This window comes from Vibrio sp. AH4 (genome assembly GCF_030710545.1).
In the GTDB taxonomy this organism is placed as follows: domain Bacteria; phylum Pseudomonadota; class Gammaproteobacteria; order Enterobacterales; family Vibrionaceae; genus Vibrio; species Vibrio metoecus.
The window spans coordinates 1,542,325-1,563,689 of sequence record NZ_JALAIV010000001.1 but is presented as its reverse complement, the minus strand read 5'-3'; the positions used below and the strand labels follow the sequence as shown (position 1 = coordinate 1,563,689).

Sequence of the window (21,365 nt, the reverse complement as noted above, 5' to 3'; positions counted from 1 at the left end):
CGCGGAATTCTACTGAAAAATGTGATGAAGATACAGGAAAAAATACTCTATTCTGGCGGGTAAGTCAGGATAAACCTCGAAAGACAGGCATAAAAAAGCGGAAGCTTTGGCTTCCGCTTTTCGATGATTCAAGAGACTTATGCAAGCTCTTCTTCTAATGCTGGTGATGATGATCCTGAGATAAAGAACATACAGATCAACGTTGCACTTGTTGGCAGTAACCAACCCATACCGTATTCAAAGAAAGGCAAGAAATCAAAGGCTGAAACATCAACACCTGCCACTTTGGCAGCATCCAACAACGCAACCAACAAAGACACCGCCAATACAACGCGGTAAGCAATGCGAGGGTTTGGTAGTTTTTGACGAACAAACGTTAACGCTACCAATGCGATCGCGACCGGGTACAGAGCAAACAACACAGGGATAGACAAAGTGATGAGCTGTGCTAGGCCAACATTCGCCACTACGCCACAAGCCACACCATTAATCACGACCCATTTTTTGTATGACAATGAGGTATGTTTGCTGAAAAAATCGGAACACGCTGAAATCAAACCAACGGCCGTGGTTAAACAAGCCAGCATAACGATCACAGACAGAACAAATTGACCATTGTGACCAAACAGCGCTTTCACGTATTGGCTTAGAATCGCGCCGCCGTTATTTGCACCGGCTGCCACACTTGAGCTTGTCGCACCAAGGTAGAATAGTGAACCGTAAACCAGAGCCAACCCCACTGCCGCAATCACAGCAGAAGTAATCAAGTAACGTGTAGTCGCGGCACGATCAGTAATCCCTTTGCTACGCAGTGCATCCACAATCAAGATACCAAACATCAGCGATGCAAACGTATCCATCGTGTTGTAGCCTTCCAAGAAACCTTTGGTTAGCGGTTGAGTCAGGTAATCACCTTGCGCCGCAATCATCTCACCTTGTGGGTTCATAAACACCCCAAGCGCAAGAATGATCAAACCAATAAACAGAGCTGGAGTCAGTAATTTACCGATTAAATCGACCAACTTGCCTTGTGACCATGAGAAAAACATCGCAACGCTAAAAAACAACACAGAGAAAACGGCTAAGTCAAATTGAGTGCTCTCTGTGAAAAACGGTTTTACCGCCATTTCAAATGCAACAAGACCTGTGCGTGGTGCCGCAAACGCAGGACCAATCACGATCAGGATCAACGCAGCCATCAGTACAGATGCCTTCGCAGGCAAATCTTTGGTTAGGTGCTCCCAACTGCCACCCGCTACCGCAATCGCAATGATAGTGATCAGTGGTAAACCAACCGCTGTCAGCAAGAAGCCGAACATGGCAGGTGTAATGTTCTCACCCGCTAATTGACCAGCGAGTGGTGGAAAAATGATATTACCGGCGCCCAAAAAGAACGCGAACAGCATAAAGCCCAAAGCTAAAATATCTGCTAGTTTTAACGTCTGCTTCACAGATAACCCTTATTTATAAATGTAATGAATGTTGTGTATGCATCTCACTGCTTAAATCGATATCACGCTAAGCGGTGTGAAGCCGAATAATGACGAATGCGCTTGTATTTCGCAACCGCAAAGCAAAAAACGCCACAATAATTTATATTCACAACAATAATGCAGTGTCATATGCTAGATGTATGCAAAAAACCAGAATTACAGACTGCATAATCAGTGCATTTTTTCACCAATTAACAGAATAAAATATTAGCAATCATCTGCAGACTAGAGCTTTTCGCTTAACTCTCATTTGGCACAGAATTACGATGAAAACCAATAAATTAATGAATAAACACTTTCGATTTAAACAATTCTGTATAGAAGAAGGGGAATGCGGCATGCCGATCAGCACCGATGGTGTGCTATTAGGCGGTTGGGCATTTACCACGCCACCACGCTCGATTTTGGATATAGGCTGCGGAACCGGCCTACTCAGTATAATGTGCGCGCAACGCTTCCCTGAGGCAGAGATTACCGCACTGGATATTGAACTCAGCGCTTTTCAGGCCACAGAGCACAATCGGAAGAATAGCCCTTGGGCAGACCGGATAACCTGTCACCATCACGATATTTTGCACTGGCAACCAGACCGACGTTTTGCAGCAATTATTTGTAATCCACCTTATTTCAACAGTGGTGAAACCGCTCAACAGCAGGTTAGAGCGACTGCACGCCACACCATCAGCTTGCAGCATCAAGCCTTGATTGAGCGCTTACCTAAGCTTCTCGAATCCGATGGCGTAGCGAGCTTTATCCTCCCCAAGACGGAAGGTGAAGATTTCATTATCCTCGCCAAACAAGCAGGGCTTCACTTGGGGCGTTATTGTCAAGTACAGCCGACCTCAAGCAAACCTGTCCATCGATTATTGTTTGAGCTACATCTCTCCCCTTGTACAGCGGAGGATTCCGTACTGGTGATCCGCGAAAAGGATGACTACAGTGAAGAGTTCCAGCACCTAACCCGTGATTTTTATCTGAAGATGTAGCAATTAAAGATGTGATCTAAAGCGTGATCCATCTATAATGTGCGCCCTGTTTTAAGACAGAGCCTTTCAACGCTTGTGGAGTAATTATTTGTGATTAAAACCTTTGCCGACCTCGAACTCGATCCAATATTGCTTGAAGCGATCGAAGAAATGGGCTTTAGCCGCCCAACCCAAGTTCAGGCTGAAGCAATTCCGCAAGCTCTGGATGGTCGTGATGTCTTAGCCTCTGCCCCTACAGGTACAGGTAAAACAGCCGCGTTTGCCATTCCAGCGCTGCAATACTTGCTTGATTTCCCACGCCGTAAAGCAGGCCCTGCGCGAATTCTGATTTTAACGCCAACCCGTGAACTGGCGATGCAAGTGGCCGAACAAGCGCAAGCGCTCGCCAAAAACACGCGTCTGAACATTTTCACCATTACAGGCGGTGTGCAGTACCAAGAGCACGCCGATATTCTAGCCACCACCCAAGATATCGTGGTCGCCACACCTGGCCGTTTGCTGGAATACATTGATGCAGAGCGTTTTGACTGTCGTGCGATTGAATGGCTGATCCTCGATGAAGCGGACCGCATGCTGGATATGGGTTTTGGCCCAACGGTTGATCGCCTCTCGACCGAGTGCCGCTGGCGTAAACAAACCCTACTGTTCTCGGCAACGTTAGAAGGCCGTGGTGTGGAAGGGTTTACTGCCGATCTCTTAAAAGATCCCGCACATGTCGATGCCGAACCACCACGTCGTGAGCGTAAGAAAATTTCGCAGTGGTACCACCGCGCCGATGACATGCCACATAAAGTGGAACTGCTGAAAAAGATCCTGACCGAGCAAGCCGAACGTTCAATCGTATTCTTAAAAACTCGTGAGCGTCTCGCAGACCTGCGTGCTGAACTGGAAAAAGCCCAGATCCCGTGTGCATGGATCCAAGGGGAAATGCCACAAGATCGTCGTAACAATGCGATCACACGTTTCCGTGAAGGCGATGTGAATATCCTACTCGCCACTGACGTCGCGGCTCGTGGTATCGACGTGCCAGACATCAGCCATGTGATCAACTTTGACTTGCCACGCAGTGCTGACGTTTACCTACACCGTATCGGCCGTACTGGACGAGCAGGAAAAAAAGGCATCGCCATTTCACTGGTTGAAGCGCACGACCAACCGATGATGGCGCGTGTTGAGCGTTACATCAAAGAAGAAGTCAAAGAGCGTTTTATTGATGGCCTACGCCCTAAACACAAAAAACCTGTGTTTAAGAAAAAGAAAAAAGACAGCAAGAAACCGGCAGATAAAGGCGCGGTGAAGAATAAAGCCACCAGCAAGCCAAAAGCGGCCAAGAAAAAAACCGCGAAGAAAGCCTAAAATAGCTAAACCTGTTATGAAAAAGCCGATGATTGCTCATCGGCTTTTTTATTGTTTTTGATAACAATGCGCACCAACACAGACGCGCACTTATCTTAACCCTTAGTGCTCACGAGTCGCACGGAATGTCACCTCTGGTGAACGCTCCTGCGCCAAGTTCAAATTCACCATGGTTGGTGCAATGTACGCGAGGTTATCGCCACCATCTAGCGCCAGGTTGCTCTGGTTCTTACGTTTGAATTCTTCAAACTTCTTCACATCGTCACACTCAACCCAACGAGCGGTCGCAACGTTAACGCCTTCATAAATAGCTTCAACGTTGTATTCTGATTTCAGACGCGATACCACCACATCAAACTGCAGCACACCCACCGCGCCAACGATGAGATCATTGTTTTGCAGTGGACGGAAAACCTGTACTGCACCCTCTTCAGAAAGTTGCACTAAGCCTTTGAGCAGCTGCTTTTGTTTAAGTGGATCACGCAGACGGATACGACGGAACAGTTCAGGGGCAAAGTTCGGAATACCAGTAAATTTCAGAGTTTCGCCTTGGGTAAAGGTATCGCCAATCTGGATCGTACCGTGGTTATGCAGACCAATAATGTCACCCGCAAAGGCTTCTTCTGCACGCGCACGGTCACCGGCCATGAAAGTCACCGCATCCGAAATGTTGATCTGCTTGCCAAGGCGCACGTGATTCATCTTCATGCCTTGCTTGTAAGTACCAGAAACAATACGTACGAAAGCAATTCGGTCACGGTGTTTTGGATCCATGTTGGCTTGAATTTTAAACACGAAGCCACTGAACTTCTCTTCGCTCGCGTCCACGACCCGCTCTGCCGCTTGGCGAGGCATTGGTGATGGAGCCCACTGCGTCAGGCCATCAAGCATATGGTCAACACCAAAGTTACCCAATGCCGTACCAAAGAAAACCGGAGTAAGTTCACCGCTTAGGAATAGCTCACGATCAAACTCATGGGAAGCCCCCAGTACTAATTCCAGTTCTTCACGCAGCTGCGCCGCTAAGTCTTCACCCACGGCTTTATCTAGCTCTGGGTTGTCGAGGCCTTTAATAATGCGCTCGTCTTGAATGGTGTGGCCCTGACCCGTTGAGTACAAAATCGTTTCATCACGATGGATGTGGTACACGCCTTTAAACTCTTTACCACAGCCGATAGGCCATGTGATCGGCGAACAAGCAATTTTCAGCTCATTTTCCACTTCATCCAGCAATTCCATCGGGTCACGGATTTCACGATCCAGCTTGTTCATGAACGTGACGATCGGCGTATCACGCAGACGGGTAACTTCCATCAATTTACGCGTACGATCCTCAACCCCTTTCGCGGCATCAATCACCATCAAGCAAGAATCCACCGCGGTTAGGGTACGATAAGTATCTTCCGAGAAGTCTTCGTGTCCTGGGGTATCTAAAAGGTTAACCAGACTATCGCCGTACGGGAACTGCATCACCGAGGTGGTCACCGAAATACCACGCTCTTTTTCCATTTCCATCCAGTCCGATTTCGCGTGCTGGTTTGAGCCACGGCCTTTTACCGTACCTGCGACTTGAATCGCACGTCCGAAGAGCAGAACTTTTTCAGTGATCGTGGTTTTACCCGCGTCAGGGTGCGAAATGATCGCAAATGTGCGGCGTTTTGACACTTCGCCGAAATAGGGTGTAGTTGACATCAACAGATTCTCTTTGTGCTTGGGTCAGCTTACGTGAGCTGACTAGCGTTTCGGTTCAAATTTGCGCGGTATTCTCCCTTATCTTGGCTCTGGGAGCAACTTCACTGCAATTAATGAGTGATTTCATATTTTCTCATCACCGTTTTAATTAATTTATCAATAAACATGAACTATAACTTTAGAGAGTAGATAAAAATGAAGTCGGCCTATGACCAAATTTCGTAAGATTCATTCGTTGGCCTTTAAGCAAGCCAAAAGTGTTTTTTTAGTCTCCGTGCTATTGGGGCTCTGTTTTAGCCTATACCATACACTGTCTGATTTACATCAAGAACAGAGCAAGGTTCAGGAACACTACAACTTTAAACTGGTGCAGAGTTATGAGAACGCTAGCCAAGCTGCTTATCATCTGAATAATTTGCTGGCGGAGCAGGTCGCCACAACCTTAATGCTCGACCCTGGGATTTTTAAAGTTGAAATTGTCGATGATTTTGGGGATGTCATGACCCGCAAAGAGCGGGAGATTGGTAAGCAGAGTGAATGGGTCAATGCATTAGCAAGTTACCTGACGCCTTCGGTCTCCGTATTCAGTGCCGAACTGCATCAACCCAACTCAAATGTGGTGGTCGGTAAATTGAGTTTCTATATCGATGGAACTTCGATCGCCAAAGAATTCATTGCCAAAACCACACGGGTGCTTTTGTTCGACCTTTTGCGCAATACCTTGCTCACAACGATTTTACTGATCTTTTTCTACCAAAAACTATCGCGCCCAATCACCATGTTGATTAGCTGGGTAAACTCACTCAATGATACTCAGCGCTCGCCGCTGCCACCTCGCCTAACCCATGATGATGAACTCAGCGAGCTAGCTTCTACCTTTCAATCAATGTGGAAAGGCAAAGAGCTAGCCGAATCTAAACTCAATCAGCTCGCCTATTACGACAGCTTAACAGGGCTAGCTAATCGCAGTTTATTGCTACAAAAACTCAGTGATGCCATTACGACAGCGCAAAATGCACACACGACTGGAGCACTGTTCTATCTCGATCTCGATCGCTTCAAAACCATTAATGACTCACTCGGTCACACCATTGGCGATCAGTTGATTAAAGCCGTCGCACTGCGCATGGATGCATGGACAAAGAATGACTATCTCTCAGCGCGGATTGGTGGTGATGAATTTGTGGTGCTCATCCCCTATTTATCCCCCAACAAAGCGGAAGAGGTGGCCAAACAGTTGCTTACCCTGATTTCTAACCCTTATACCGTAGACGATCACCAACTTTACTGTACGGTGAGTATCGGTATCTCGATTTTTCCTTCGGTTGGGATCAGTAATATTGATGTGTTACGCCAAGCCGATACTGCGCTTTATCGAGCTAAAGCCAGTGGACGTAATAAATTCATGTTCTATGAGCCAGAAATGCAGGCGCAGGTCGAATCGTTTTTGGAGATTGAAAAAGGACTTCACGAAGCCCTCAATCAACATCAGCTAGAGCTGTATTATCAACCTCAAGTCGATGAGCAACATCATATCATTGGGGTAGAAGCACTGATTCGTTGGAATCATCCGAAACGCGGATTACTGCCTCCCGGTGTGTTTATGCCGATTGCCGAAGAGACTGGGCAAATTTTGCCCATCGGTACTTGGATAATTGAGCAAGCCTGTTATCAATACGCTCAGTGGAAAAAACAAGGCATTTTACCGCCGCATTTTCGCCGCTTGGCGATCAATATTAGCCCACTACAATTTGCTCAAGACTCGTTTATCGAACAGGTTAACCATGCGTTGCGCCAAGCTGGGATCACCGGAGAACCGATTGAGCTGGAAATTACTGAAAGTTTACTGCTTGAGAATGTAGAAAGTGCAATTCAGAAAATGGCTAAGCTCAAAGAGAGTCAGATCAGTATTTCGATCGATGATTTTGGTACGGGTTACTCTTCATTGCGTTATCTAAAACATCTCGCGGTGGATGTGTTGAAAATTGATCGCTCGTTTGTCAATCAACTGCATCTGGATGATAACGACCAAGCCATCGTCGATACTATTTTGGCGATTGCCAGAAAGTTAAACTTGGAAGTCATTGCCGAGGGGGTTGAAGACACCTCTGAGCTGGCAGCACTCAAACAGCTTGGTTGTAACCAATTCCAAGGCTACCTGTTTGATAAACCGCTGCGCGCAGAAGAAATTGCACAACGGTTTGTGAGCAACAGTTATCGGAAAATTCAAACCTTACCGATCGCCACAAATAGCTTACAAAAATAGGTAACTCATGATGATCGCATCTTCACTTTTACCATTTGCCGCAGGGTAGTAATTGATACGCCGATCAATTTCATTAAAGCCCGCTTGCTGATAAAGATGAAACGCACGCTGATTGCTTTCGCGCACTTCTAACCAAGCGCTTTCTGCATTTTGTTGCTCGCACTGAGCAATAAAATGATCAAGCAGTTGCTTGCCATAGCCTTTACCCTGCATGGCAGGATCAATCGCAATATTCAGCAAGGTCACTTCGCCAACAATATTCTGCGCATAGAAATATCCGACCACCTGCTCATCCACCAACATCACCTGATGACGCGCACCACGACTATTGAGATCTCGCACCATAGATTCCTTCCAAGGGTGAGAGTGGGCTACGCGCTCAATGCGCCAAACCGCATCCAAATGCTCAGATTGCATAGCCGTAAAAACTAAACTCATGATGTGGTTCCTTGGTAAGCACAAATTTGTTGCCACAGTGCGCGGCGATATTGGGTATGACCATCAATCTCACTTAACCGCGGTGAATGCAGCTGCTTTTGAGCGTGATGAGGCAACGGCTCACAACCAGCAAACCAGATCCACTCTAAACCCTCATAAGCAAGGTGACTAAGCTGCATTGGAGCGATATGGCGAACCATTGACAGTTCAAGCTGAACGCTTTTGAGGATCCTCTCCAGCAATAGGATTTCAGCCCCTTGCGGTGGCTCATTGGCCACCAGCAAGAGCCGGCAGCCTTGATCCAACGCTTGAGTCGGTGGTTGAAACCCCGCCAAACGTTCGGGATGGATCAATTCCCATTGTTGAATGCCCATCGCGGACAAATAGTGTGAAGAAGAACGCATGGTATTACTCGCAGCCTATCTGAGCGGCAATGCTAACAAACAGAGGATTAGCGACTCAAGCGCTAGAGAGAAAAAGGAGCATAAATGCTCCTTTTTGAAAGGCGATTTAGACAGCGGCAAACTCAGGGCTGTATTCGATAAGCCCAGATCGGCCATCCAACTCTCTTTCCCAGAGTGCAACCACACGAAAAGCCCCTTGCGGCGCATCCCAAGCACAGTGCAACTGATAGGATGCCGCATCTTCAAAGCCAAACCGTGCGTAATAATCAGGATCGCCCAGAACCACACAGGCTGGATACCCTAGCTCTCCCAGAGAACTGAGTCCTTCTTTAACCAAATCCGCACCAATACCTTGGCGACGATACTCTTCTTTCACCGCCAACGGTGCTAAACCTTGCCAATTCAGATCTTCCCCAGCAACCGTCACAGGGCTAAACATCACATGTCCAAGGATTGCCCCTTCATCATCACAGGCAACCAATGACAACGTTCGCTTCCCATTTTCACGTAATGCCATCACTAAGTTAGCCTCGGCTTCAGTGGCAAAGACATTTTTCAACAGTTCATCGACAGCCAGAATATCGGCAGGTGCTTCAGTTCGAATAAGCATTAATAACCTCTTGGGATGAATTCGGCTTTTGCATCCCTTTATGCACAAAATCCGCCAACTGTTGAAGCAAAATTTGCAGCGGCTTGGGCAATTGTTGCAGATCCACGCTGTCCATCAGGTTTTTTACTTCCAACCCGAGTTCAGTATCCCCTTCAATCGAAAGGCGGCGTTGGAAAAATAACGTATCAGGGTCTTCTTTACGTCCCGCGATCAGCACCAAATCATTCAGACTGCCGCTAAAGCTGACATCTTCCTGAACCGGAGCATCTGCCACCACCAACTGTTCGTTTTGGTAGCTAATAAACCAACGTAAATCCATGTCCTTCACTTCGACCTTCAGCCATTTCTCTTCGAGAAACTCAAAGTCCCCGTCTTGCAAGGCCTCGCGGAATACTAAACCCATTGCATCAAGCAAGGCTTTTTTTTGAACGTTTTGAGGCAATAAGTGGATTGGAGATCGCAAAATTGAAGCAGCGTTCTGAACCAGTTGAGTGCGAATCTTGTTTAACACGAGCGTTATCCGTTACCTTGTTAGTCATTCTGCGATCATCATACTGGATGTCAAAAGACGGATTCCTGTTATGTATCAAAAAATAACTTCAGGCCGAGAACCTTTTCTACTGTGAAAATCACAGTTATAGTGAATGAGTTACCGAATTGGTAACGCTATACCCCCAACAACATACCACTGCCGATATTGCTAGGTTGTAAAGTTAGATGAACGGCGTTCGATGCGCTCATCAATCTCAAATACCACGATGCAAACTGTTAGTCGTTGTTAGAGGGGATATTATAAATGTCATCGCGCACGGACAGTTGGTAGTATTTTAAATGCCTGCTCAAACCTCATCTCAGCTCAAGCATTGGTTTGCTAAAATTACGGCACACAGTCCGTTCTTTTTTGCAATCCTCAATGATCAACACAAGTATGTGATGGTCAACGAGCGCTATTGCGATATCGCGGGTCTCTCAAGCGAAGAGATGGCCGGGATGAGTGACAGCCAAGTTTTGGGTGAACATTTTTACCAACACCTCAAACCGTTCTACGAACGCGCCTTTAAAAACGAACATATCGAATCCGAACTGACGCTCAGCGAAATCGATCTCGAAACCAGTTTGCACTTTTCCTTATCGCCTATCGTGATGCACGACCAAGTGCAATACATCGTATTTCATGCGATAGATACCTCAGAAAAGCAAATTTTGGTGCGTTCGTTAGAAGAGTCAGAAAGCAAATATGCGCTTCTGACAACGTTACTGCCCGATGGTTTGATGATGGTCGAAAACGACTGCATTATCTCAGCCAACCCTTCAGCCGCACGTCTGCTCGGTTTTGACGATGCGCAAAAACTCTTGGGTGAGAATTTATCGCGCCTGTTTATTGATGAGAAAACCAAAACGGTGTTTTCCACACAATTGGCGACTCTGCTTACTGAAAAACCCTTGGTGTGCCTCACCGGTCCTCGATGTGGATTTGAACGTAAAATCCAGTTGCATGCAGGCAGCACTTCCCTGCTCGGCAGCCACTCGCAGCTGATCTTATTGCAAGATGCGGACGAAGCACCAAAACAGCTTTCAGCAACGACTCAAGTCGATGCTCATATGGATAGTTTAACCGGACTGTACAACCGACACGGTTTCACCAAACGTTTAGAGCAATTAATTCACAATGAAACACCGTTGGTGATGCTCTATCTGGATATCGACAACTTTAAAAATATTAATGACTCCCTTGGTCATCACATCGGTGACAAGGTGATCAAAGAAGTGGCGGCTCGTCTTAAACGCCTTCTGCCGCAACAAGCGGTACTTGGCCATTTAGGCGGCGATGAGTTTGGTTTAATTTTACCTGAACCAGAACACAACCGTTCGGCGGAAATGCTGGCCGATCGCATCATCTCCTTGATTAATCAGCCCTTTGATCTTCATCACTTCAGCAAGCGTTTAGCCTGTTCTATCGGTAGCGTACGCTACCCAGGCGATGGCAACGATGCCCGCGTGCTGCTGCAAAATGCCGATACCGCCATGTATGAAGCCAAAGAACGTGGCCGCAACCGACTGATCAAATTTAACGATCAGATGAATAAAGAAGCGCGCATGCGGCTTTGGTTGGAAATTGAGCTGCAAAAAGCACTACAACAAAATGGATTGGAAGTGTGGTACCAACCGAAAGTCAACGCGCGTGATTTTAGCATCAATGGCGCAGAGGCTCTGGTACGTTGGAAACATCCCGTCGAAGGCTATATCAGCCCAGGAGCGTTCATTCCGGTGGCAGAAAAAGCAGGCTTGATTGAACATTTAGGACGAGTCGTGATGCGCGAAGTGTTTGCCACCGTCAAACGCTGGAAACTGCAAGGGATTCTGCCCGGACGCGTAGCGATCAACATTTCTCCAGAACAATTTGGCAACCCACAACTGATCGATTATCTGGAAAAACTGCTAAGGACAACCGGGCTAGACCCAAACAGCATCACCTTTGAGCTGACCGAAAGTGCCGTGATGAGTGACAGTGAGCACACCCAACAAATGCTCAATGCGATTAAAAAGCTCGGCTTTACTTTATCGATTGACGATTTCGGTACCGGTTACTCTTCATTAGCTTATTTAGCCCGCTTCCCGATTGACGAACTGAAAATTGACCGCGCGTTCATCAGTAATATCGATACGCTACCGAAGCAGCTCACTGTTATTGAAAACATCATCAACTTAGGCCGCTCATTGAACTTAACGGTCGTGGCAGAGGGGGTCGAAACCCAACAGCAAGCCACTTTGCTTTCCAATCTCAATTGTCATTCCATTCAAGGCTTCCATTTCTATCGCCCTCAACCCAAGCATGAAGTTGAAGAGTTATTTGCGCAAAATCGCCGTCATCGAAAATCCCTCTAAGGGGTTAATTTTGTTCTGATTGTCTGAAACCTGCCTTACATCAAATCTGCCTGATTCAATCCTTTCTAAAATGCATCCACTATTCCCTGAATTCAGAGCCTTACGCTATGGAACTTCTCTGTCCGGCCGGAAATTTGCCGGCCCTGAAAACAGCGATTGATTGTGGCGCCGATGCGGTTTACATCGGTTTCAAAGATGATACGAATGCTCGCCATTTTGCTGGCCTTAATTTTAGCGGCAAAAAACTGGAAAAAGCCGTTCAGTATGTTCATGACCACCGTAAAAAAATTCATATAGCACTCAACACTTTTGCCCATCCGAATGGCTTTGAGCGTTGGACTAACGCGGTTGATCAGGCCGCGGATCTGGGTGTGGATGCTTTGATCATTGCCGATATTGCGGTGCTTGAATATGCGGCGCGTAAATACCCGTACCTTGAACTGCATCTTTCCGTACAAGCTTCTGCTACCAACGTGAAAGCGGTTGAGTTTTACCATCAGAATTTTAATGTGAAACGTGTCGTACTGCCGCGCGTACTTTCCATTCATCAAGTCAAACAGCTTTCACGCAACATCCCACAAGGTGTTGAGTTGGAAGTGTTCGCCTTTGGCAGCTTGTGCATCATGTCGGAAGGGCGTTGCTATCTCTCGTCCTACATGACGGGGGAATCTCCCAACACGGTCGGTGCTTGTTCTCCAGCCAAGTACGTTCGTTGGCAAGAAACGGAATCTGGGCTCGAATCACGTTTGAACGAGATTTTGATTGATAAGTACGCAGCAGGAGAAAATGCAGGCTACCCGACTTTGTGTAAGGGTCGCTTCATTACTGAGCTTGAGGGTGAAAGTAAGTGCTACCACGCACTCGAAGAACCCACCAGCTTAAACACCTTGTCACTGCTACCAGAACTCTTTGCCGCAAATGTAGCCTCAGTAAAGATTGAAGGTCGGCAACGTAGCCCTGCGTATGTAGAACAAGTGACTCGTACGTGGCGTGCCGCGATCGACCGCTATCTGGCCAATCCGACACAGTATCATGTAGAACCCAAATGGGATGCTGCACTGGCCAATGTGTCAGAAGGTACACAAACCACGCTCGGTGCTTATCACCGTCAATGGCAATAAGGTCAAGCGATTATGAAATATGCTTTAGGTCCCCTACTTTATTTCTGGCCAAAACAAGACGTCGATAGTTTCTATGCTCAAGCCGCCGCTAGTGTCGCGGATGTCATTTATCTCGGTGAAACCGTTTGCTCGAAACGTCGTGAGATGAAACCTCAGCATTGGTTTGACATTGCCAAATCCCTCTCGGATGCAGGCAAGCAGGTAGTGCTTTCCACGATGGCTCTGCTCGAAGCGCCAAGTGAAATCAATGTGATGAAAAAATACATTGATAACGGTGACTTTGCGATTGAGGCCAACGATGTTTCGGCCATTCAAATGGCTCATGAAAAAGGCATTCCTTTTATCGTGGGGCCTGCCGTCAATACCTACAACGCGCACACTCTGAAGCTGTTTTTAAAGCAAGGCATGATCCGTTGGTGTATGCCGGTAGAGCTCTCGCGTGATTGGTTAATTAACACGTTACAGCAGTGTGATGATTTGGGCATTCGTCACCAGTTTGAAGTGGAAGTCTTTAGTCATGGCTATCTGCCACTGGCGTATTCGGCACGTTGTTTCACCGCACGAGCAGAAAACCGTGCGAAAGATGAATGCGAAACCTGCTGTATTCGCTACCCAACCGGAATTCAAGTCGCAAGCCAAGAGGGGCAATCGGTATTTAACCTCAACGGCATTCAAACTCAATCGGGCTATTGCTACAACTTGGTTAATGATTTGCCAAGTATGGCAGGGTTGGTGGATGTGGTACGTTTAAGCCCATTAGGTGTTGAGACGTTCCAACATCTTCAGCAATTCAAAGCCAACGAACAAGGCCAAAAGCCGCAGCTCATTGAGAATCACCAATGCAACGGTTACTGGCATCAACTGGCAGGGTTAGCCGTAAAAAATAACTAAGTTGACGTTCACTAAAAAGGGTTGCTCATGGCAACCCTTTTGGCTTTTTCACAACCGCTATGCGTAGGAAGCTTGCGCGGTATGACCCATTTTCCTCACATCACGCCATAGCATGATCGCCACCCCTGTACTCAGCACAATATTGGAGATGGGCAGCGCAATCCACACACCGCTTAAACCAAAAAACTTCGGCAAAATAAACAGGAATGGCAGCATAATCGACATATTACCCACGGTGATAAACATGGCTTTGCCACCCCGATTCGTCGACTGATAATACGCCGCACTCACCACCAAGAAACCATCGAGATACATAGCAAACAGATGCAGCTTGATGCCCATCTGCGCCCCCGCCATCAACTCACTGTCCGTCGAGTTAAAAATCGCGATCGCCTGCATGGGAAAGACATTGAGCAGCACCACAAACACCATGCCCCCCAATACCGCTATCCCCATTGCTAAGCGCAGCAGTTTACGAATATGGTCATAATTGCGTGCACCAAAATGGTAACTGGCCAACGGTTGCATGCCGTTGGCAATGCCTTCTACCGTCAAATAGTAAATCGTTACGATATAGCCCATCACCGCATAAGCACCAACCATCACCGCGTTGCCATACTCAATCATCAAAGTGTTATGTAACGCCACCATGGTGGAACCATAGGCGTACATGAAAAAGCTTGAAACACCAATCGCGAAAATCTTAGGTAACGAATGCCATTCCAACTTTAGGCAACGGCGTGTTAAGCGCATTTTGGCTCGCTTGGAAAAGAAATACGCCAAACCCAATGACGTCACCACAAGTTGAGCGATCGTCGTTGCGATCGCCGCTCCCGTCAGCTCCCAACCAAGCCATGCAATGAAAATATAGTCGAGGGCAATATTGGTTAGAGCGCCAATCACCATCAACAAGGTAGCCAAATTGGGGCTGTGATCATTGCGCAGCAGAAATGGCATGGCGATGGAACCTAAAGTAAATACACAGCCAACAATTAATACTTGCAGATACTGCAAGCCCAACTCAAACACTCGACCTTGTGCTCCTTGCCAATGCAGAAAATCATCCGCCATAAACCATAAGATCACAGCCACGATAGGGGCGAGTAGCAATAAGCTCATCAACCCAGTGGCCAGAATACGCTTAGCGCTATCAGGGTGTCCTTCACCTTGCTTAATTGAAGAAAGTGCTCCTGTTCCCACGCCAACCAGCATCCCAATACCGAGAATGGTGCCGATCACCGGCCAAGCCACATTAATTCCCGCTAACCCTTCCGCTCCAACATAGTGGCCGATGAAAATCCCATCCACTACTTGATACAGACCATTAACCAGCATCGCAGCCACCGTCGGAATGGTGTAGCGAACAAACTGTCGGTAAATCGATCGATTCATCATAAACACATATCTATTTAGTTAGCCTATCTAATAAAACTCACTGACGTAGCGCTTTACCTAGCAATAAATCCAGCATAATGGCCTCTTCTGGAGACAAATGTTGTGCGACTTGCTGCGCTAAAACTTGGTAAACTCGCGCCTCGCTAGCTAAATGCAACCCCGCTTGTTCTGTGAGTTCAAAAAGCTGTGAACGAGCATCCTCTTCGCACTGAACTCGTTTAACCAAACCACGTCTTTCTAGCTTTTTGATCATGTTCGATGCGGAAGGTTTGGTCACCTCCAGAGCAATAGCCAGATCGGTCAAACGAATCGCTTGCGGTGAATTTTGGATCACTTTCAGATAGTCATATTCGTTGAAACTAAGCTGGGCAAGCGGATCTTCTTTGCCGTATTTACGCCAAACCTTGGCGGCAAAACGCTCCATCTTCTCTAAATTTTTTTCTAGCATAATTCACAACATATAGTTAGCAAGGCTAACCATTCTGCCAAAAAAATAAGCATAAAAAAAGCCGCAATCAGCGGCTTTTTATCATTGATGGATGACATTATTGTGTCAGCGATTCAGCTTTAGCTCTTGCTAAACGCTCTTCACGAGCCTGCTCGAAAATACGTCCGAGTTCAATAAATGCGTAGCGATGTTCAACGTATTCATAGACATTGAATGAGATCGCCAATTTATAAAGAGACAGCGCGTGCGCTAACTCTCCTTGCATCTGATAACGCTTACCTAGATAAAAATATGCTTCGGTCAGGCGTTGGGCCAATAGATCATTTTCCCGCGAGCCTGCAATAATGGCTTTAAAGGCCACTTCTTCTGAAAGCTGATCGAGCATCAAACCGACCAACACCCACCCCCACTGCTCATCATGCTGTTGATAACGCGCGAGCAGATCGGACCGCGCTTTCACTGCATCCACATCACTTTCAATGATGTATAACCACAGAGCACGGAAAGGATCTTCAGGGTCTTGTTGATAGTGCTGTTGGATCTCTTCCAGAGCCAATCGTGGGCGCTCGCCGTAATACAATGCAATAGCACGGTTACGTACTGCGTATTCGTTACCTGGGTCTAGCTCTACAGTAGAATCAAAGGATTCATAAGCCGCATCAAACTCACCCACCTCGGTGTAATACACACCAAGCAAGTTAAACACATCAGGTTGCACCGGATTAATCGACAGTGATTGAGTAAAATCGAGCCGAGCCAAATCACGTAACCCGACACTGTCGTAATAGTTACCACGCTCAAAAAGCATTTTGGCGCGCAATTCTGGCTCAAGATCCGAACGCTGCAACAATTGAGTTAAGCGAGCGATTTGAACTTCTTGCTGAACAGAGGCTTGTAATGGCACCGCCATTGGGGGGTAAATCCACTGCGTTGTAGATTCAGGTTGTGAGGCACAGCCAGACAACAAAGCCAATCCAATCACTGCGGCAGGGAATCGAAACCATTTCACTCATCGTACTCCTGTGGGATTTCGCATAAAAAAGGGAGCGAATAACGCTCCCCTTTATAACATGCTTTTCCTCAGAAAAGGAAAAGCCATGTTGATTTTGCCGTAAACGGAAAATTATTCCGCTTGTGGTGCAACGTCAGCTGCAGCTTCTGCTGACGTTTCAACCGCTTCTTTCATACTTAGACGAACACGGCCTTGGCGGTCAATTTCAAGCACTTTAACTTGAACTTCTTGACCTTCTGTCAGGTAATCAGACACTTTCTCTACACGCTTGTCAGCGATTTGAGAGATGTGTACTAGACCATCTTTACCTGGAAGAATCGTTACAAACGCACCGAAGTCTGCCAAGCGAGCCACTTTACCGGTGTAGATAACGCCCACTTCAACTTCTGCAGTGATTTCTTGAATACGACGAATCGCTTCTTTCGCTTGATCACCGTCAGTTGCTGCGATCTTGATAGTACCGTCATCTTCGATCTCGATCGTAGTACCCGTTTCTTCAGTCAGCTGACGAATTACCGCACCGCCTTTACCGATCACGTCTTTGATCTTATCTACACTGATTTTCATGGTGTGGATACGTGGAGCAAATTCAGAGATATCACTACGTGCAGCAGAGATCGCTTGATCCATCACAGACAGAATGTGCAGACGAGCACCTTTTGCTTGGTTCAGTGCAATTTGCATGATCTCTTTAGTGATACCTTCGATCTTGATGTCCATCTGCAGTGCAGTCACACCTGTTGCGGTACCCGCTACTTTAAAGTCCATGTCGCCTAGGTGGTCTTCATCACCCAGAATGTCAGACAGAACGACGAAATCATTTTCTTCTTTCACCAGACCCATTGCGATACCCGCAACAGAAGCCTTGATTGGAACACCTGCATCCATTAGAGCAAGAGATGAACCACACACAGAAGCCATTGAAGATGAGCCGTTCGATTCAGTAATCTCAGAAACCACACGTACTGTGTACGGGAATTCGTCTACTGAAGGCATAACCGCTGCAATACCACGCTTCGCCAAACGGCCGTGACCGATTTCGCGGCGCTTAGGTGAACCAACAAAGCCAGTTTCGCCTACACAGTATGGAGGGAAGTTATAGTGCAGTAGGAAGTGGTCTTTCTTCTCGCCAGTCAGCTCATCGATGATCTGTGCGTCACGTTGAGTACCCAGCGTTGCTGTTACTAGAGCCTGAGTTTCACCACGAGTGAATAGTGCAGAACCGTGAGTACGTGGCAGAACGTCAGTACGTACGTCCAGAGCACGAACCATGTCTTTTTCACGGCCATCAATACGTGGGTTACCCGCGATGATGCTGCGACGTACAACGGTTTTTTCCAAATCGTGGAAAATCGTGTGGATTTCTTTTGCATCCAACGCTTCGTTTTCAGCCAGCAGAGCAGCGCTCACTTCAGCACTGATTTCATGGATGCGAGCATAACGCGCCATCTTCTCAGTGATTTGGTACGCTTCAACCAGACGTGTTTCTGCTAGAGCAGCCACTTTCGCTTTCAGCTCAGTGTTTTCAGCTGGAGCAACCCATTCCCATGCTGGAGTTGCCACTTCAGCTGCGAATTCGTTGATGGCATTGATAACGGCTTGTTGTTGATCGTGACCAAACACAACCGCAGCCAGCATCTCTTCTTCAGTCAGAATTTGCGCTTCTGATTCAACCATCAGCACAGCGTTGTCAGTACCCGCAACAACCAGATCCAAACGAGACTGTTTCAGCTCTTTTTCGCTTGGGTTTAGAACCAGTTGACCATCAATGTGGCCTACACGAGCGGCACCGATTGGGCCATTGAATGGAAGGCCAGAAATCGCCAGCGCTGCAGAAGTACCGATCATAGAAATGATGTCAGGTTGTACATCTGGGTTAACAGAAACAACAGTAACAATCACTTGCACTTCATTGGTAAAACCATCTGGGAACAGTGGACGAATTGGGCGGTCGATCAGACGTGCTGTCAACGTTTCGCCTTCAGAAGGACGACCTTCGCGCTTAAAGAAACCACCAGGGATTTTACCTGCAGCGTAAGTACGCTCTTGGTAGTTTACAGTCAGAGGGAAGAAATCTTGACCCACAACGGCTTCTTTCTTACCAACGACGCTGACGAACACTGCGGTGTCGTCCATGGTTGCCATAACTGCTGCCGTTGCTTGGCGAGCCATAACACCGGTTTCTAGAGTAACAGTGTGGTTACCGTACTGAAACGTTTTTACTACTGGTTTTTCGAACATGAGTATTCCTTATTCTCAGGACAAGCCTGAAATCAAATCATCAATACTCAAAGCACTACGAATCGCGACTAGTAAAAAAAGACTGAAACTTGGGGAAATAGTCGAGAGAACAATCTGTTTTTAATAGCCGCGACCTTTTGGTCGACTGCGGTGACGGTAATGCCATGAGTACAAACTTGCTCAGTCACGCGAACTGAACGGCGGGTAGTATAAACTACTTAACGGAAGGATAGCTAATTTAGAGTGCAAAAAAGGGGCTTTCGCCCCTTTTCTGTACAAACTGTGCTTTGCAGCGACGAATTAACGACGCAGGCCTAGACGTTTGATCAGATCTTGGTAACGAGACAGATCTTTGCCTTTCAGGTAGTCCAGCAGCTTACGACGGCTTGAAACCATGCGCAGCAGACCACGACGGCTGTGGTGATCGCCTTTGTGTGCTTGGAAGTGACCTTGCAGGTGGTTGATAGAAGCAGTCAGCAGAGCTACTTGTACTTCTGGTGAACCAGTGTCATTTTCACAACGTGCGTATTCAGCAACGATTGCTGCTTTAGTTTCTGCATTCAGAGACATAATTCTCTCCTAAAGAGTTTGAGGTTTAAGTTTGTGTCAGCCAATCTCTGATTCAGCCGACACGAGAAGCGCGAATTATAGGGAATAATCCTGACTCGCACAAGCGGAATGTCTCGCCATCAAACGAGCCATCCTGCGGGTTTATTCGCCGTAAACGACTAAGCGTTTCGGCGCTACCTTACCGTTATCGTCAATCTCACCAACGCCAAGGAACAACTTCTGCTCACCGCCAGTAATGCGCACCATACCATCAGTTGGCGCACCAAAAACCTGCACCGCTTGTCCATGCTGCACAAGCTGCATCAGCTCTGGGATCACGTTAACTTCAGGTAAGGCTTCCACAGCGGTATCCATCGGCAGTAATAGCGGATCGAGAACTTCAGAAACCGTCTTTTCATCACGATGGGCTTGTTCAACTAATGCATTGAGCTGCTCTAGTGTCACCATCCGTTCATACGGATAGTTAGCAACACCAACACGACGCAGCACCGTGACATGAGCACCACAACCCAGCATTTCACCCAGATCATCGACGATGGTACGGATGTAAGTGCCTTTTGAGCAGTGCACTTCCATCTCCACTTCATCACTTTCAAAGCGATGCAGCTCAATCTCATACACGGTGATCTTGCGTGCTTCACGCGGCACTTCAATACCCTGACGAGCGTATTCGTAGAGTGGACGACCTTGATATTTCAACGCGGAGAACATGGATGGGACTTGATCGGTCTCACCACGAAACTTTTCAATACACGCAAGAAGTGTATCGCGCTCCACGTTGACAGGGCGCGTTTGCACCACTTGACCGTCAGAGTCTGACGTATCGGTACGTTCGCCCAATTTTGCGATCACACGATAACGTTTATCGGAATCAAGCAGAAATTGGGAAAACTTAGTGGCTTCACCGAGACAGATCGGCAGCATGCCGGTCGCCAGAGGGTCAAGTGCGCCGGTATGGCCAGCTTTTTCAGCACCATAGAGACGTTTAACTTTTTGCAAAGCGTCGTTGGAGGAAATTCCTGTCGGCTTATCCAACAGAATCACACCGTGGATAACCCGACCTTTACGTCGACGAGCCATTACGCTTCGTCCTCATCACGACCAGCTTCATGCATACGACGCTTATCACTGTTGATCACTTCCGTTACTAGGTTTGACATGCGCATACCTTCAACCAAAGTGTTGTCGTAGTAGAAGCGAATTTCTGGTGTCAAACGTAAGCGGATTTGCTTACCTAACATCATACGGATTTGCACTTCGTGCTCACGTAAAGCAGCCAAGCAAGATTCTGGTGTTTGCTCACCGATGCACAGGAATGTCACGAACACTTTGGCGTAAGCCAGATCGCGCGACACTTCTACATCAGAAATGGTCACCATACCTAGACGAGAATCGCGCACTTCACGTTGCAGGATCATCGCCAGTTCTTTTTGTAATTGCTGTGCCACACGCTGTGTGCGGCTAAATTCTTTCGGCATATCTTTTCTCACTGATAGAAAGAATGGGGGGATGGTTTCGACCAGCCCCCCATGGTGTATTCAACAGCCTACATTGCC

The 21,365-nt window shown here is 47.2% G+C and carries 19 protein-coding genes; 6 read left to right on the top strand and 13 right to left on the bottom strand.

Going from position 1 to position 21,365, the window contains the following annotated elements:
* Nucleotides 1-137: 137 nt before the first annotated feature.
* Nucleotides 138-1,451: a branched-chain amino acid transport system II carrier protein gene (gene brnQ, locus MKA69_RS07405; RefSeq protein WP_055028249.1), complete on the bottom strand. Its 1,314-nt coding sequence runs from the start codon at nt 1,449-1,451 to the stop codon at nt 138-140.
* Between the two features lie 308 nt (nt 1,452-1,759).
* Here brnQ and MKA69_RS07400 point away from each other — a divergent pair, with 308 nt between their 5' ends.
* Together MKA69_RS07400 and srmB are read left to right on the top strand one after the other, a co-directional pair.
* Nucleotides 1,760-2,479, top strand: a complete 720-nt coding sequence (locus tag MKA69_RS07400) for a tRNA1(Val) (adenine(37)-N6)-methyltransferase (protein ID WP_055035605.1) — start codon at nt 1,760-1,762, stop codon at nt 2,477-2,479.
* A gap of 90 nt (nt 2,480-2,569) precedes the next feature.
* Nucleotides 2,570-3,835, top strand: a complete 1,266-nt coding sequence (gene srmB, locus MKA69_RS07395) for an ATP-dependent RNA helicase SrmB (protein WP_305847766.1) — start codon at nt 2,570-2,572, stop codon at nt 3,833-3,835.
* Nucleotides 3,836-3,937: 102 nt separating this feature from the next.
* Here the strand turns inward: srmB and prfC are convergent, their stop codons facing one another.
* Nucleotides 3,938-5,527: a peptide chain release factor 3 gene (gene prfC / locus MKA69_RS07390; protein WP_000108387.1), complete on the bottom strand. Its 1,590-nt coding sequence runs from the start codon at nt 5,525-5,527 to the stop codon at nt 3,938-3,940.
* A gap of 208 nt (nt 5,528-5,735) precedes the next feature.
* On the opposite strand from prfC, the gene MKA69_RS07385 reads away from it, so the two are divergent.
* Nucleotides 5,736-7,793, top strand: coding sequence for a bifunctional diguanylate cyclase/phosphodiesterase (locus MKA69_RS07385; protein ID WP_305847765.1), 2,058 nt, complete (start codon nt 5,736-5,738; stop codon nt 7,791-7,793).
* Here MKA69_RS07385 and rimI read toward each other — a convergent pair.
* The 4 genes from rimI to MKA69_RS07365 all read right to left on the bottom strand — a co-directional run bounded on the left by rimI (nt 7,782) and on the right by MKA69_RS07365 (nt 9,756).
* Nucleotides 7,782-8,231: a ribosomal protein S18-alanine N-acetyltransferase gene (rimI, locus tag MKA69_RS07380; protein WP_055027838.1), complete on the bottom strand. Its 450-nt coding sequence runs from the start codon at nt 8,229-8,231 to the stop codon at nt 7,782-7,784. The two genes, MKA69_RS07385 and rimI, sit on opposite strands and share 12 nt — an antisense overlap.
* Complete coding sequence (locus tag MKA69_RS07375; protein ID WP_055031247.1) at nt 8,228-8,635, bottom strand: DNA polymerase III subunit psi; 408 nt, start codon at nt 8,633-8,635, stop codon at nt 8,228-8,230. The genes rimI and MKA69_RS07375 overlap by 4 nt, the downstream gene beginning before the upstream one ends.
* Nucleotides 8,636-8,741: 106 nt before the next feature.
* The gene (locus tag MKA69_RS07370) at nt 8,742-9,245 is read right to left on the bottom strand and encodes a GNAT family N-acetyltransferase (protein WP_000908531.1); all 504 of its coding nucleotides are present in this window, start codon (nt 9,243-9,245) and stop codon (nt 8,742-8,744) included.
* Entirely contained in the window at nt 9,229-9,756 is a 528-nt protein-coding gene (locus MKA69_RS07365) for an SCP2 domain-containing protein (RefSeq protein ID WP_000932676.1), read from the bottom strand. Before MKA69_RS07365 ends, MKA69_RS07370 begins: the two co-directional genes overlap by 17 nt.
* 320 nt (nt 9,757-10,076) lie before the next feature.
* Between MKA69_RS07365 and MKA69_RS07360 the strand changes: the two genes are divergently transcribed.
* From MKA69_RS07360 to MKA69_RS07350, 3 genes are all read left to right on the top strand, one after another.
* The gene (locus tag MKA69_RS07360; protein WP_001111402.1) at nt 10,077-12,131 is read left to right on the top strand and encodes a bifunctional diguanylate cyclase/phosphodiesterase; all 2,055 of its coding nucleotides are present in this window, start codon (nt 10,077-10,079) and stop codon (nt 12,129-12,131) included.
* 107 nt (nt 12,132-12,238) lie between these two features.
* On the top strand, nt 12,239-13,252 hold the full coding sequence (locus tag MKA69_RS07355; protein WP_134817817.1) for a peptidase U32 family protein: 1,014 nt from the start codon (nt 12,239-12,241) through the stop codon (nt 13,250-13,252).
* A 12-nt stretch (nt 13,253-13,264) separates the two neighbouring features.
* Complete coding sequence (locus MKA69_RS07350) at nt 13,265-14,143, top strand: U32 family peptidase (RefSeq protein ID WP_305847764.1); 879 nt, start codon at nt 13,265-13,267, stop codon at nt 14,141-14,143.
* A 57-nt stretch (nt 14,144-14,200) separates the two neighbouring features.
* Here MKA69_RS07350 and MKA69_RS07345 read toward each other — a convergent pair whose 3' ends face one another.
* The 7 genes from MKA69_RS07345 to rbfA all read right to left on the bottom strand — a co-directional run bounded on the left by MKA69_RS07345 (nt 14,201) and on the right by rbfA (nt 21,287).
* Entirely contained in the window at nt 14,201-15,538 is a 1,338-nt protein-coding gene (locus MKA69_RS07345; RefSeq protein ID WP_095459248.1) for an MATE family efflux transporter, read from the bottom strand.
* A gap of 37 nt (nt 15,539-15,575) precedes the next feature.
* Nucleotides 15,576-15,986, bottom strand: coding sequence for a MarR family winged helix-turn-helix transcriptional regulator (locus MKA69_RS07340; protein ID WP_055029681.1), 411 nt, complete (start codon nt 15,984-15,986; stop codon nt 15,576-15,578).
* A gap of 97 nt (nt 15,987-16,083) precedes the next feature.
* Complete coding sequence (nlpI, locus tag MKA69_RS07335) at nt 16,084-16,995, bottom strand: lipoprotein NlpI (RefSeq protein WP_095469812.1); 912 nt, start codon at nt 16,993-16,995, stop codon at nt 16,084-16,086.
* A 114-nt stretch (nt 16,996-17,109) separates the two neighbouring features.
* Entirely contained in the window at nt 17,110-19,239 is a 2,130-nt protein-coding gene (gene pnp, locus MKA69_RS07330) for a polyribonucleotide nucleotidyltransferase (RefSeq protein WP_305847763.1), read from the bottom strand.
* 300 nt (nt 19,240-19,539) lie between these two features.
* On the bottom strand, nt 19,540-19,809 hold the full coding sequence (gene rpsO / locus MKA69_RS07325; protein WP_000055655.1) for a 30S ribosomal protein S15: 270 nt from the start codon (nt 19,807-19,809) through the stop codon (nt 19,540-19,542).
* Nucleotides 19,810-19,950: 141 nt separating this feature from the next.
* Nucleotides 19,951-20,889 carry a tRNA pseudouridine(55) synthase TruB gene (gene truB, locus MKA69_RS07320; protein WP_305847762.1) on the bottom strand — a complete coding sequence of 313 codons (939 nt, stop codon included), beginning with the start codon at nt 20,887-20,889 and terminating at the stop codon, nt 19,951-19,953.
* Entirely contained in the window at nt 20,889-21,287 is a 399-nt protein-coding gene (gene rbfA, locus MKA69_RS07315) for a 30S ribosome-binding factor RbfA (RefSeq protein ID WP_001123658.1), read from the bottom strand. The genes truB and rbfA overlap by 1 nt, the downstream gene beginning before the upstream one ends.
* Nucleotides 21,288-21,365: the final 78 nt, after the last annotated feature.